Annotated in this window: 10 protein-coding genes; 8 read left to right on the plus strand and 2 right to left on the minus strand. The window is 70.3% G+C overall.

Annotated features, from left to right (window positions below; genetic code table 11):
* The first annotated feature begins 2 nt into the window (after positions 1–2).
* Positions 3–3596, plus strand: a complete 3594-nt coding sequence (smc, locus tag AWC16_RS20695; RefSeq protein WP_085266596.1) for a chromosome segregation protein SMC — start codon at positions 3–5, stop codon at positions 3594–3596.
* On the opposite strand, the gene AWC16_RS20700 is transcribed toward smc, so the two are convergent.
* The gene (locus tag AWC16_RS20700) at positions 3593–4165 is read right to left on the minus strand and encodes a Uma2 family endonuclease (RefSeq protein ID WP_085266597.1); all 573 of its coding nucleotides are present in this window, start codon (positions 4163–4165) and stop codon (positions 3593–3595) included. The genes smc and AWC16_RS20700 overlap by 4 nt on opposite strands.
* A gap of 120 nt (positions 4166–4285) precedes the next feature.
* Here AWC16_RS20700 and ftsY point away from each other — a divergent pair, with 120 nt between their 5' ends.
* From ftsY to AWC16_RS20720, 4 genes are read left to right on the plus strand one after another with little or no spacing between them, the layout of a single operon-like run.
* Positions 4286–5521, plus strand: coding sequence for a signal recognition particle-docking protein FtsY (ftsY, locus tag AWC16_RS20705; RefSeq protein WP_085266598.1), 1236 nt, complete (start codon positions 4286–4288; stop codon positions 5519–5521).
* Between the two features lie 47 nt (positions 5522–5568).
* Positions 5569–6546, plus strand: a complete 978-nt coding sequence (locus tag AWC16_RS20710; RefSeq protein WP_420094311.1) for a glycoside hydrolase family 6 protein — start codon at positions 5569–5571, stop codon at positions 6544–6546.
* 29 nt (positions 6547–6575) lie between these two features.
* Positions 6576–7295, plus strand: a complete 720-nt coding sequence (locus AWC16_RS20715) for an NUDIX hydrolase (RefSeq protein ID WP_085266600.1) — start codon at positions 6576–6578, stop codon at positions 7293–7295.
* Positions 7296–7331: 36 nt separating this feature from the next.
* Entirely contained in the window at positions 7332–7742 is a 411-nt protein-coding gene (locus AWC16_RS20720; RefSeq protein ID WP_085266601.1) for a DUF4267 domain-containing protein, read from the plus strand.
* A gap of 50 nt (positions 7743–7792) precedes the next feature.
* Here the strand turns inward: AWC16_RS20720 and AWC16_RS20725 are convergent, their stop codons facing one another.
* On the minus strand, positions 7793–8569 hold the full coding sequence (locus AWC16_RS20725) for an SDR family NAD(P)-dependent oxidoreductase (protein WP_085266662.1): 777 nt from the start codon (positions 8567–8569) through the stop codon (positions 7793–7795).
* A gap of 199 nt (positions 8570–8768) precedes the next feature.
* Here AWC16_RS20725 and AWC16_RS20730 point away from each other — a divergent pair, with 199 nt between their 5' ends.
* From AWC16_RS20730 to AWC16_RS20740, 3 genes are all read left to right on the plus strand, one after another.
* Complete coding sequence (locus AWC16_RS20730) at positions 8769–10097, plus strand: PE-PPE domain-containing protein (RefSeq protein ID WP_234812368.1); 1329 nt, start codon at positions 8769–8771, stop codon at positions 10095–10097.
* Between the two features lie 136 nt (positions 10098–10233).
* A complete protein-coding gene (locus AWC16_RS25705) occupies positions 10234–11733 on the plus strand; it encodes a hypothetical protein (protein ID WP_165759281.1) in 1500 nt (499 codons plus the stop codon).
* A gap of 26 nt (positions 11734–11759) precedes the next feature.
* Positions 11760–13175 (plus strand): phytoene desaturase family protein, encoded by a 1416-nt coding sequence (locus AWC16_RS20740; RefSeq protein ID WP_085266603.1) that lies wholly within the window; start codon positions 11760–11762, stop codon positions 13173–13175.
* Positions 13176–13251: the final 76 nt, after the last annotated feature.

The following is a 13251-nucleotide window of genomic DNA, read 5'->3' on the forward strand; positions in this document are numbered from 1 at the left end:
CCGTGTATCTCAAGAGTCTGACGCTGAAGGGCTTCAAGTCCTTCGCCTCGCCGACGACTCTGCGCTTCGAGCCGGGCATCACCGCCGTCGTCGGACCCAACGGGTCGGGCAAATCCAACGTGGTCGACGCGCTGGCCTGGGTGATGGGCGAGCAGGGCGCCAAGACCCTGCGCGGCGGCAAGATGGAAGACGTCATCTTCGCCGGCACCTCCTCGCGCGCCCCGCTCGGCCGTGCCGAGGTCACCGTCACCATCGACAACTCCGACAACGCCCTGCCGATCGAGTACGCGGAGGTGTCGATCACCCGGCGGATGTTCCGCGACGGGGCCAGCGAATACGAGATCAACGGAGCCAGCTGCCGGTTGATGGACGTCCAGGAGCTGCTGAGCGACTCCGGTATCGGCCGCGAGATGCACGTCATCGTCGGCCAGGGCCGGCTGGCGCAGATCCTGGAATCGCGGCCCGAAGACCGCCGGGCGTTCATCGAAGAGGCCGCCGGGGTGCTCAAGCACCGCAAGCGCAAGGAGAAGGCGGTCCGCAAACTGGACGCGATGTCGGCCAACCTGGCCCGGCTGACCGACCTGACCACCGAGCTGCGCCGCCAGCTCAAACCGCTGGGCCGCCAGGCCGAAGTCGCCCGCCGGGCCGCCACCATCCAGGCCGACCTGCGCGACGCCCGGCTGCGGCTGACCGCCGACGACCTGGTCGCGCGGCAGGCCGAGTTCGCCGGGACCACCGACGCCGAGGCGACACTGCGCCGCGAACACGACCAGATCACCGAGCGGCTGACGGTGGCCGCCGACGAGCTGACCGCCCACGAGTCCGCGGTCGCCACCCTGACCCAGCGCGCCGAAGCCGCCCAACAGACCTGGTTCTCGCTGTCGGCGCTGGCCGAACGGGTCAGCGCCACGGTGCGGATCGCCAGCGAACGCGCCCAGCATCTCGACGAGGAGCCGATCACCACCGGCGGCGTCGACCCCGACGCGCTGGAGGCCGAGGCCGAGCAGGTGGCCGCCGCCGAGCAGCAGTTGCTGGCCGAACTGACCGAGGCCGGCATCCGGCTGGAGGCCGCCCGCGCCGAGTTGACCGAACGCGAACGCCGCAGCGCCGAGGCGGAGAAGGCGCACCTGGCGGCGGTCCGCGCCGAGGCGGACCGGCGTGAGGGCCTGGCCCGGCTGACCGGTCAGGTGGAGACCATTCGGGCCCGCGTCGAGTCGATCGACACTCACGTGGCGCAGCTGTCGACGCGCATCGAGGAGGCCGCCGCGCGCGCCCAGGCCGCCCAGGCGGAGTTCGAGACGGTTCAGGGCCGGGTCGGCGAACTCGATCAGGGCGAGCTCGGCCTCGACGAACACCACGAGCGGACCGTGGCCACGTTGCGGCTGGCCGACGAGCGGGTCGCCGAACTGCAGGCCGCCGAACGTGGCGCCGAGCGGCAGGTGGCCTCGCTGCGGGCTCGCATCGAGGCGTTGTCGATGGGGCTGGAACGCCGTGACGGTGCCGCCTGGCTGGCCCAGAACCACGGCGGATCCGGGCTGTTCGGGTCGATCGCCAAGTTGGTCAAGGTGCATTCGGGGTATGAGGCCGCCCTGGCCGCGGTGCTCGGGTCGGCCGCCGACGCCCTGGCCGCCGAGAACGCCGGCGCGGCCCGTGCTGCGCTGCACGCGCTGAAGAACGCCGACGGTGGACGGGCTGCCATCGTGCTCGGGGACTGGCCCCTGCCGCCGGTTCCGGAACAGCGTGCCGCGCTGCCCGACGGGGCCCGGTGGGCACTGGAGTTGATCGACGCCCCCGACCGGCTGCGGGGCGCGATGACGGCCATGTTGTCGTCGGTGGTGGTGGTCGCCGATCTTCCCGCGGCGCTGGACCTGGTGGCGGCCCGCCCCGGGGTGCGGGCGGTGACGGTCGACGGTGATCTGGTCGGCGCGGGGTGGGTCAGCGGCGGCTCGGATCGCAAACCGTCGACCCTCGAGATCAACAGCGAGATCGACAAGGCCCGCGCCGAACTGGCTGCCGCCGAAACGCAGGTCGGAGAACTCAGCGCGGCCCTCGCGGGCGCGCTGGCCGAGCAGGCCGCCCGTCAGGACGCCACCGAGCAGGCGCTGGCGGCGCTCAACGAGTCCGACGCCGCCATCGCCGCGACGCACGAACAGCTGGGCCGGCTCGGGCAGGACGCCCGGGCGGCCGAGACCGAGTGGCGCCGACAGCTGCGCGAGCGCGACGAGCTGGAGGCCGGCCGGGCGCAGACCGTCACCGAGCTGGGCGAACTGGAAGCCCGGCTGCGCAACGCCGAACAGGACCAGCCGACCGCCGCCGCGGAGCCCGTGGACCGCCAGCAGATCGCGGCCGCTGCCGAGGCCGCCCGCAGTGTCGAGGTGGAGGCCCGGCTGGCGGTGCGCACCGCCGAGGAGCGCGCCAATGCGGTGCGGGGCAGGGCGGACTCGCTGCGCCGGGCGGCCGCCGCCGAACGGGAGGCACGGGTGCGCGCCGAGCAGGCCCGCGCCGCGCGTGCGCTCGCGGCCGCCACGGCGGCCGCGGTGGCCGAGGCCGGCGGCGAACTGGCCCGGCGGCTGCAGCACGTGGTGACCGCGGCGTCGCGGATCCGTGACGGGCTGGCCGGTGAGCGTCAGCAGCGGGCCGTCGCGATGGCCGCGGTCCGCGACGAGGTGAACTCGCTGAGCACCCGCCTCACCGCGCTCACCGAGTCACTGCACCGCGACGAAGTCGCCAAGGCGCAGGCCGCCCTGCGTATCGAACAACTCGAGCAGACGGTGCTCGAACAGTTCGGGATGAGTTCGGCGGACCTGATCGCCGAATACGGCCCGGATGTTCCGCTGCCGCCGACGGAGCTCGAGATGGCCGAATTCGAGCAGGCCCGCGAACGCGGGGAGCAGGTGACCGCGCCGGCCCCGATGCCCTTCGACCGCCCCACCCAGGAGCGCCGGGCCAAGCGCGCCGAACGCGAGCTAGCCGAACTGGGCCGGGTCAACCCGCTGGCGCTGGAGGAGTTCGCGGCGCTGGAGGAGCGCTACAACTTCCTGTCCACCCAGCTCGAGGACGTCAAGGCCGCGCGCAAAGACCTGCTCGACGTGGTGTCCGACGTCGACGCGCGCATCCTGCAGGTGTTCACCGACGCCTACGCCGACGTGGAGCGCGAATTCCGGGAGGTGTTCGCGGCGCTGTTCCCGGGCGGGGAGGGCCGGCTGCTGCTGACCGATCCCGGTGACATGCTGACCACCGGCGTCGACGTCGAAGCCCGCCCGCCCGGCAAGAAGGTCAAGCGGTTGTCGCTGCTGTCCGGTGGCGAGAAGTCGCTGACCGCCATCGCGATGCTGGTCGCGATCTTCCGGGCCCGCCCGTCGCCGTTCTACATCATGGACGAGGTCGAGGCCGCGCTCGATGACACCAACCTGCGCCGTCTGCTGGCCCTGTTCGAGATGCTGCGGGCTCGTTCGCAGCTGATCGTCATCACCCACCAGAAGCCGACGATGGAGGTCGCCGACGCGCTGTACGGGGTGACGATGCAGGGCGACGGCATCACCGCGGTGATCTCGCAGCGCATCCGCGGCGAAGAGCTGATCTCCAGTCCGGGTTAGCCGGTCAACTCGTTCAGTGTGAACCGTATTTCGGCAGGCTCGCGGACATGGGCCCGCTCCCCGTCGAGTACCGGAACCGGCCGGTACAACTCGCCGTCGAGATGGTAGGCCAGGAACCACTCACCGGTGGGGGACTCGGCGTCGACGATCCAGTAGTGCTCGATGCCGGCCTTGGCGTACTCGTGCAGCTTCATGACGTGGTCCATGCCGCGTGAGCCGGGCGAGACGATCTCGACGACGAGCGCAACATATTCTGGCGACACCCGGACCGTACGTCCGGGCACGGCGCGACTGCGGATCACCACGATGTCCGGGTCACGGACGCTGGGCGGAAACGAGGCGTTGGTCGTCACCTCGATTTCGGGAACTGCCTCCAGTTCCGCTGGCAGGTGATCCTGCAGCAAGCGCGTGAGCTGTCGTGAAATGCGCTGATGGGTGAGCTGTAGCCGCGGCGACATGATGATGGTTCCCTCGCTGAGCTCCCATCGTCGCGAGTGGGCGACCTCAAGGGCGTCCCACTGCTCCAGGGTCAGCAAGCCGCGAGGCAGGTCATGTCCCAGCCTGGACACGGTGCACCTCTTCCCGATGGCAGCTCAAGTAGTCGCAGATTACGCCCCGAGGCGTCTGTGCGCAGTCTGCCGGGCAGCACCGACAACCCATGTTCACCACGGCCCTGGAACAATGTCGGGGTGTCTGAAGGTCTCTGGATCGCCATCGCGATCGTCGCCGCACTCGCCGTCATCGCCGCACTGATCTTCGGCCTGCTGCGCTACCGCCGCCGGCGGATCAGCCTGTCGGGCACCGAACAGCAGAGCCTGGACCGCTCCGGCGGCTACGCGGCCTCCTCGGGCATCACGTTCAGCCGAACCGAAGCCCCGGTTCCGGTGATCGGCGACGACGCGACCGTGCCCCGCGACGCACCCCGGCGCACCATCACCGAGGTCGAGCTACCCGACGCACCGCCGGAGGTGTTGCCGGAAGCACCGTCGGCGGCCGAAACCATCGAGCCGGTTGACGGCCGGCTGGAGCGTCTGCGCGGCCGACTTGCCAAGTCGCAGAACGCGTTGGGGCGCAGCGTGCTCGGTCTGCTCGGCGGCGGCGACCTCGACGACGACTCGTGGCAGGACGTCGAAGACACCCTGCTGGTGGCCGATCTGGGTCCCGTCGTCACCGAATCGGTGGTGACCCAGCTGCGCGCACGGCTGGCCGGTGGCCAGGTGCGCACCGAAGCCGAGGCCCGCGCCGCGCTGCGCGATGTGCTCATCGGCGAACTGCAGCCGGGCCTGGACCGTTCCGTGCGAGCGCTACCGCACGATGACCATCCGTCGGTGTTGCTGGTGGTCGGGGTCAACGGCACCGGCAAGACCACCACCGTCGGCAAGCTGGCCCGGGTGCTGGTGGCCGACGGCCGGCGGGTGGTGCTGGGCGCGGCCGACACCTTCCGGGCCGCCGCGGCCGACCAGCTGCAGACCTGGGGGGCGCGGGTGGGCGCCGAGGTGGTGCGCGGTGCCGAGGGGGCCGATCCGGCCTCGGTGGCGTTCGACGCCGTCGACAAGGGGGTGTCGGCCGGTGTCGACGTCGTCGTGATCGACACCGCCGGCCGGCTGCACACCAAGACCGGCCTGATGGACGAGCTCGGCAAGGTCAAGCGGGTGGTGGAACGCCGGGCTTCGGTCGACGAGGTGCTGTTGGTGCTGGACGCCACCATCGGGCAGAACGGCCTGGCCCAGGCCCGGGTCTTCGCCGACGTGGTCGACATCACCGGGGTGGTGCTGACCAAACTGGACGGCACCGCCAAGGGCGGGATCGTCTTCCGGGTGCAGCAGGAGCTCGGCGTGCCGGTCAAACTGGTGGGGCTCGGGGAGGGGCCCGACGACCTGGCGCCGTTCGAGCCGGCGGCGTTCGTCGACGCGCTGCTGGGCTGAGCCATCCGTGACCGTCTTGTGACCTTGGGTCGGCCATAAGGTAATTTTTGCCTGTGACCCCCTCAGTTTTTGGTGCAGTCGCGCGCTGCCTCACCCCCCTCCTTGCCGCTGCGGCCCTGGTCGGAGCAGCTCCGGCACTGGCCGATGACGGGAACCCACTGGCCGGGATGCCCTTCTATGTCGATCCCATCTCGAAGGCGATGCACGCCTCCAACGCGCAGCCGGAGAGCGCCGAACTGGCTCGGGTCGCCAACACGCCGCAGGCCTACTGGCTCGACCAGGCGTTCGGCGTGGGATCTGTCGGCTCGACCGTGGCCCGGCACACCGGCGCGGCCGCGGCGGCCGGTGCCATGCCGGTGCTGGTGCTCTACGCCATCCCGCACCGGGACTGCGGCAGCTACGCAGCCGGCGGATTCTCCTCCGGCGCGTCCTACCGTGCCTGGATCGACAGTGTCGCCGACGGGATCGGCGGCTCGCCGGCGGCGATCATCCTGGAACCCGATGCGCTGGCGATGGCCGACTGCCTCTCCGGTGACCAGCGCCAGGAGCGCTTCGACCTGATCAGCTACGCCGTCGACACGCTGGGCCGCAACCCGGCCACCGCCGTCTACGTCGACGCCGGGCACTCACGCTGGGTCAACGCCGGTGAGATGGCCAACCGCCTCAACCAGGCCGGGGTGGCGCGGGCGCGGGGCTTCAGCCTCAACACCACGAACTACTTCACCACCGAGGAAGAGATCGGTTACGGCGAAGAGATTTCGGGGATGACCGGCGGCGCGCACTACGTGATCGACACCTCCCGCAACGGTGCTGGCCCGGCCGAAGGCGATCCCTTCTACTGGTGCAACCCCAGCGGACGGGCGCTGGGCGCGCCGCCGACCACCGACACCGCCGGCGCGCACGCCGATGCCTACCTCTGGGTGAAGCGCGTGGGCGAATCCGACGGCAGCTGCGGCGCCGGTGAACCCGCCGCGGGCCGCTTCGTCAGCGAGTACGCCATCAACCTGGCCCGCAACGCGGGCTAGCCCCCGGCTGCGCTGCCTATGGTCAAGCGGTGACGATCAGCTACGACGAGGCGCTGCGGGAACGGATCCGGGCCCGCCTGGATGCGCACGACCGCCGCGCGGTGACCGACCCGTCGAAGCGGCACGCGGCCGTCGCGGTGGTGATCGTGGACTCCGAGGTCGGCGAAGACCGGGTCGACCCCGCGCCCGTCGACGACTGGATCGGCGGCCGGCCCATGCCGGAGGCGGGCCTGGACGGCCGCATGGTCGACGTATCCGGAGGCGCTGCATTCCTGCTGTGCCGCAGGGCCTCTCGTCTCACCTCGCACGCCGCGCAGTGGGCGCTGCCGGGCGGCCGCCTGGATCCCGGCGAATCCGCGGTCGACGCTGCGCTGCGGGAGTTGGACGAGGAGGTCGGCATCAGGCTGCCCGGCTCAGCCGTGCTGGGTCTGCTCGACGACTACCCGACCCGCTCGGGATACGTCATCAGCCCGGTGGTGATCTGGGGTGGTGGGCGGCTCGACCCGCAGCCCGCGCCCGACGAGGTGGTGGCGGCCTACCGGGTCGGTCTGCACCAATTGCAACGCGACGATTCCCCGCGCTTCATCACCATCCCGGAGAGTTCGCGTCCGGTTGTGCAGATCCCGCTGGGCAACGACCTCATCCACGCGCCGACGGGTGCGGTGCTGCTGCAACTGCGGTGGTTGTGTCTGGAGGGCCGGCATGACCCGGTCGACGAGCTGGAGCAACCGGTGTTCGCCTGGAAATAGCTCCGGGCACAGCTGACCCGCCTTAAGCTGCGGTCCATGGTGAGGGACCGCGCCGCGCTCGTCGCGGGCAGCATTCGGCTGGCCTCGGGGGTCTCGTTTCTGGTCGATCCCCTGCGGGCGAACCGGTTGTGGGGAGAGCCGGATGATCCGGGGCCTTCCGCGCGCCTGCTGCTTCGGTCGATGGGCTACCGCGACGCCTTGATCGGGGGTCTGTTGCTGTACGCGGCGGCGCGTGGCCGAGACACCCGCGGCTGGTTCCTGGCGTCCGGTGGTGCTGACGCCGCCGACCTGGTGGGCGGGATGAGCGTGCACGCCGACCTCAAGCGCGGCCAGCAGATCATAGGACTCGGTGGAGCGATCGTCGGCATCGGCGTCGGGCTCTGGGGCGCCACGCGTCGGCAGGGGAGGATCAGCCCGATACCGCCGCCGATGAGCGTCGCCAACTGAAAACGGCAGGCTCCCCGCGGTGCCGGGAGCCTGCCGTTTCGGGAGGAGAACTATTTCGGTGGCATCCGGATGCCGCCGTCCACCCGGACGACCTCGGCGTTCATGTAAGAGTTGGTGATCAGCTCGACCACCATCGACGCGAGCTCTTCGGGCTTGCCGAGCCGGTGCGGGAACAGCACGGACTCACCGAGCTTGGCCTTGAAGGCCTCCGAGGCCTCGCCCTCGCCGTAGATCGGGGTGTCGATCAGGCCGGGGGCCACGGTGTTCACCCGGATGCCCGACGCGGACAGGTCCCGGGCCACCGGCAGGGTCATACCCACGACGCCGCCCTTGGACGACGAGTAGGCGGCCTGGCCGATCTGGCCGTCGAAGGCCGCAACGCTGGTCATGTTGACAATCGCGCCCCGCTCGCCGGTGGAGCTGAGCTCGTTGCGGCTCATCGCGGTGGCCGCGATCCGGATGCAGTCGAAGGTGCCGACCAGGTTGATCGCCAGCACCTTCTTGTAGGCGTCCAGGCTGTGCGCCGAGTCGAACTCGCCGTCCTTGCCGATGGTGCGCTGCGCCCAGCCGATGCCGGCCGAGTTCACCAGCGCCCGCAGCGGGCCGAGGTCGGCGGCGGTGTTGACCGCGTCGATGATCTGATCGGTGTTGGTCACATCGACGGGCACGAACACCCCGCCGATCTCGTGGGCCAGCGCCTCGCCCTTGTCGGCCTGTAGGTCGGCGACGACGACCCGGGCACCCTTGTCGGCCAACTGGCGGGCAGTGGCCGCTCCGATTCCTGACGCGCCACCGGTGACGATCGCGCTTGCTCCGTTTATATCCACGCCGGACACTTTACGCGGACGTTGGTTCGCCTCCCGATTCGGGCGAAGGCAAAAGGCCGAATTATCATCACGTCCCAATAACGAAGGTTATGTCAATCTGGCTGGCTTTCCGCAGAACGACTGACTAGAACTGTTGCGGGTGATCTAATTTCGATTGCGTAACGATTCAGTCGCAGCGACCAGCGGTTGGGAGTTTTTCATGAGCGGATTGGCCATGGTGCCGGGCGCGGGTCATGCGGGTGCGGCTCGCCGGAGCCGCGTAGTGTTCGGGGTCTGCAGTGCGTTCCTTGCCTTCCTCGCCTTTGCCGGTGTGGTCGGGCTGTCGCCGCTGACGCCGTCGTCGACTGCTGCGGCGACCCCGGAGGTGCAACTGGCCGCGGGAGGTACGGCATTCGTCGTGGGCGGCAGTGGTATCCCGCTGCCCTCGGACGGTTATGTCAACGCCGCCAACGCGTTATACCTGCAGCCGCACGGCTTCACCGGTACCGCGCAGTCCTTGTTCACGCCCCAGTTGTACTACCCGGGCAACCTCTCGATGGTCCAGGGCGCGCAGATCCTGGCCCAGGCGATCAACAACGAGATCGCCACCGGTCAAGTGAACGGCGATAACCCCGTATATGTGTTCGGCTACTCGCAGAGCTCGGCGATGGCTTCGATGACGATGGAACAGCTCCACCATCAGGGCGTGTCGGCCGAGGACGTCCACTTCGTGCTGGTGGGCAATTCCGCCAACCCCAATGGGGGCATTCTCCAGGCGCTCAACTTCTGGGGTGGGAACCTCACTTTTTGGAACGGGATGACCCTTGGTCACCCCACTCCGGACTACTTCACCACCGATGTCTACACGATGGAATACGACGGCTACGCCGACTTTCCGCGGTATCCGCTGAACCTACTGGCATCCCTCAATGCCGTCGCGGGCATGTTCTTGCTGCATAACGGACATTTCGGTCTGAGCGCCGACGACATCGCGAATGCCATCCAGCTGGAGACCACAGACCCCGACAGCCTCACCAACTACTACATGATCCCCACCGACTCCCTGCCGCTGCTGGACCTGTTGCGGCTCAACCCGATCTGGGGCAACCCGCTGGCTGCCCTGTTGGAACCCAGCATGCGGATCCTGGTGAACCTGGGTTACGGCAGCCTCACCGAAGGCTGGAACCAGGGACCGGCCAACGTGCCCACCGCGCTCAGCCTCGAACTCCTGCCGAGCCACATCAGCTGGGACGAGATCAACACCGCGCTGGCCAACGCCTGGAACGAAGGCGTCCAGGACGCGATCAGGGAACTGCAGAACCCGGCGACCTACGTCACCGGGGCGTTCATGGAACAGGAGCCGTTCTCGACGTTGTGGAACGCCGCGCAACGCGTCTTCTTGGACATCCAGGATCCGATCCCGGCGTTCGGCGGGTGGTTCGGCGGTTCGGCGCTGGCCACCGACCCGACGAGCCCCGTGGACGCGGGCGTGGACGGTCAACTCGATCTGTCCTGGCTCACCGATCTTTTCGGCCTCGACACGGCCTGACACGCTCGGCCCAGCCCACCGGAGATTTGACGCAGAAAGGTCTACCGAAATGAATCGTCGTCGCCGCAGGAACGGGCCGCGCAGTCGAGTCGCAAGCGGCCGTTTGGGCCGCGCCGTGGGTGGTGCAGCAGCAGCCTTGGCTCTGGCGTTGACACCACTGGCGGCGGCACCCTCGGCACGGGCCGATTTCGACTTCATCGACCCCAGCACGTGGTTTGACCTGTCGGCGTTCGACCCGGTCGTCATCGACCCGGTCGATGTCGACCCGGTCGCCTTCGAGCCGGTCGCCTTTGACCCGGCCGACATCGGCATCGCCAGCGCCGATCCGATCGATATCGGCTCCGCCGAATTCGACTTCTTCGACCCGGTCGACTGGGCGATGCTCTACCAGGAGAACTTCTATCTCCCGATCCACGGCGCCCTTCAGGCCTGGACGCATGACGCCGGCAATCAGCTCACGATCGGCCTGATCAACACGCCGTGGGTCCTGATGTTCGGCCGGAACCTGATCGGCGACGGTATCGATGGCTTCACCGGCCGCAACACCTCGTTGTTCGGTTGGCTGGGTCTGGGCGACCTCGGTGACGGTGGATTCCTGTTCGGCGACGGCGGCACCGGTGCGGCCGGTGTAGCCGGGATCAACGGCGGTGTGGGCGGTGACGGCGGAGATGCCGGATTGTTCGGCAACGGCGGCGCCGGCGGCCAGGGCGCCGCGGCCTACCTCGGCGCCAACGGCGTCGTGGTCGAGGCCGGGGACGGCGGCCAAGGCGGTTCCGGCGGCTGGTGGGCCGGCGATGGCGGCATCGGTGGTCAGGGCGGTACCGGCTTCCGCGACACCTTCGACGGCTCGTCGCTGGTGTCGCACGACGGTGGCACCGGCGGCGCGGGTGGCGACGCCATCGCCGGCTGGGGCTTCGGCGGAACCGGCGGCCGGGGAGGATCCGGCTGGGCCGGCATCAACGGCCCGGACGTGACCGCCTTGAACGGCGGCGATGCCGGCAACGGCGGTGTCGGCGGCAACGCCGGTTGGTTCCTGGGTCTCAGCGGTAACGGCGGTGCCGGCGGGGTCGGTGGGGTCGGGGCGGCCGGCGCCGCCGGCACGGCTTCCCAGCCCATCGGCGGTCACGGTGGCAACGGCGGCGACGGCGGACAGGGCGGTGCGGCCGGAGCTCGTGGCGGGTGGCTCGGCGGGATCGGTCAGGTCGGCAGCGATGGCGACGGCGGAGCCGGTGGCGCCGGTGGTGCCGGGCTGAACAACCCGATGGGTACCGGGGGCCAGGGTGGCAACGGCGGCAACGGCGGCAACGGCGGCGCCGCAGGCGCCGGCTCGACCGGCGGGAACGGTGGTGTCGGTGGCGCCGGCGGTGCCGGCGGCAGTGGCCGCATTGGTGCCGACGGCGGCGATGGCGGCGACGGCGGCGCAGCGGCCGGCCAGGCAGGCGCTTCCGGCGGCCGCGGTGGTGCCGGTGGCAACGGCGGCAACGGCAGCGTCGGTGCCGGCGGCGACGGCGGCGACGGCGGTGACGGCGGAGCTACCGGCGGTGTGCCCGGTGGCCCCGGCCAGCCCGGCGAGGCGAACGTGGGCGGGACCGGTGGTGCCGGCGGTGCCGGCGGCGAGCCCGGCGCGCCCGCCTAGCGCCGTCGGTATGTAATCGTGTGGGGGTGAGCACGGCGATCGTGGTGGGCGGCGGGCCCAACGGGCTCGCCGCCGCGGTCACCCTGGCGCAGCACGGCGTGCAGGTCACCGTGCTCGAGGCCGCCGACACGGTCGGTGGCGGTGCGCGCAGCAGCGAGGCCATCGTGCCGGGCCTGCTGCACGACGACTGTTCGGCGATTCACCCGATGGCGGTCGGCTCGCCGTTTCTGTCCGGCCTGGATCTGGAGCGCCACGGCCTGCAGTGGCGCCGGCCGCAGGTCGACTGCGCTCATCCACTCGACGACGGCAGCGCCGGGGTGCTGTACCGCTCCGTCGAGCAGACCGCCGCCGGCCTGGGCCGTGACGGCCGCCGATGGCGCCGGCTGTTCGAGCGCCCGGTCGCCCGGTTCGACGCGCTCAACGAGGACATCATGGGTCCGTTGTTGCGCCTGCCCCACCATCCGCTGATGCTGGCCCGGTTCGGTGCGCCCACGACGTTGCCCGCTTCGGCATTGGCCCGCTGGTTCGCCACCGAGCAGGCCCGGGCGCTGTTCACCGGCGTGGCCGCACACGCGTTTCGGCCGCTGCATTACCCGATGACCTCGGCGATCGGGCTGGGCATCCTCACCGCCGGGCACCGGCACGGTTGGGCGGTTGCCGCCGGTGGGTCACAGGCGATCACCAACGCCATGAGCGCGGTGCTGACCGAACTCGGCGGCAGCATCGAAACCGGGGTGCGCGTGCAGTCCGCGTCGCAGCTGCCGCCGGCCGACGCGACGCTGTTCGATCTGGCCCCCGACGCGGTGGCCCGTATCCTCGGAGACCGGCTGCCGGGCAGGGTGGCTCGTGCCTACCGCCGATTCCGGCGCGGGCCGGGTGCGTTCAAAGTCGACTTCGCCGTCGAGGGCGGCGTGCCGTGGACCAACCCCGACGCCCGGCTTGCCGGCACCGTCCACCTGGCGGGCACGCACCGCGAACTGGCCGCCACCGAACGCGACGTTCACGCCGGCCGCATGCCCGAGCGGCCCTTCGTCCTGGTCGGTCAGCAGTATCTGGCCGACCCACAACGATCCGTCGGCAGTATCCACCCGCTGTGGACGTATGCCCATGTGCCCAACGGCTACACCGGCGACGCCACCGCGGCGATCACCGCCCAGATCGAGCGGTTCGCACCCGGATTCCGCGACCGCGTCGTCGGCTACACCGTGCGCAGTACCACCGACATGGCGATCTACAACCCCAACTTTGCCGGCGGTGACATCATGACCGGCGCAAAAGACCTCCGCCAGTTGACCTTTGGCCCGCGCGTGACGCTGTCCCCGTACAGCACCGGAATACCCGGCACCTACATCTGCTCGGCGGCCACCCCTCCGGGGCCGGGAGCGCACGGGATGTGCGGCGTCAACGCCGCGCACCTCGCGCTGGGGCAGCTGCAGGGGTAGGCGCGTCCGGGTCGGGACTTCGATCCTCGACAGGCCTTTCGGGCCTGGCTGTTGTGAGCAGCTGGTCACATATCCG

This window comes from Mycolicibacter longobardus, from assembly GCF_002102265.1.
Taxonomy (GTDB): Bacteria; Actinomycetota; Actinomycetes; order Mycobacteriales; family Mycobacteriaceae; genus Mycobacterium; species Mycobacterium longobardum.

What these genes read in the sequence shown, in the direction of transcription:
- AWC16_RS20720 (WP_085266601.1), top strand. Translation starts at nt 7,332, where the DNA reads ATGGTGAGGGACCGCGCCGCGCTCGTCGCGGGCAGCATTCGGCTGGCC.
- AWC16_RS20730 (WP_234812368.1), top strand. Translation starts at nt 8,769, where the DNA reads ATGAGCGGATTGGCCATGGTGCCGGGCGCGGGTCATGCGGGTGCGGCT.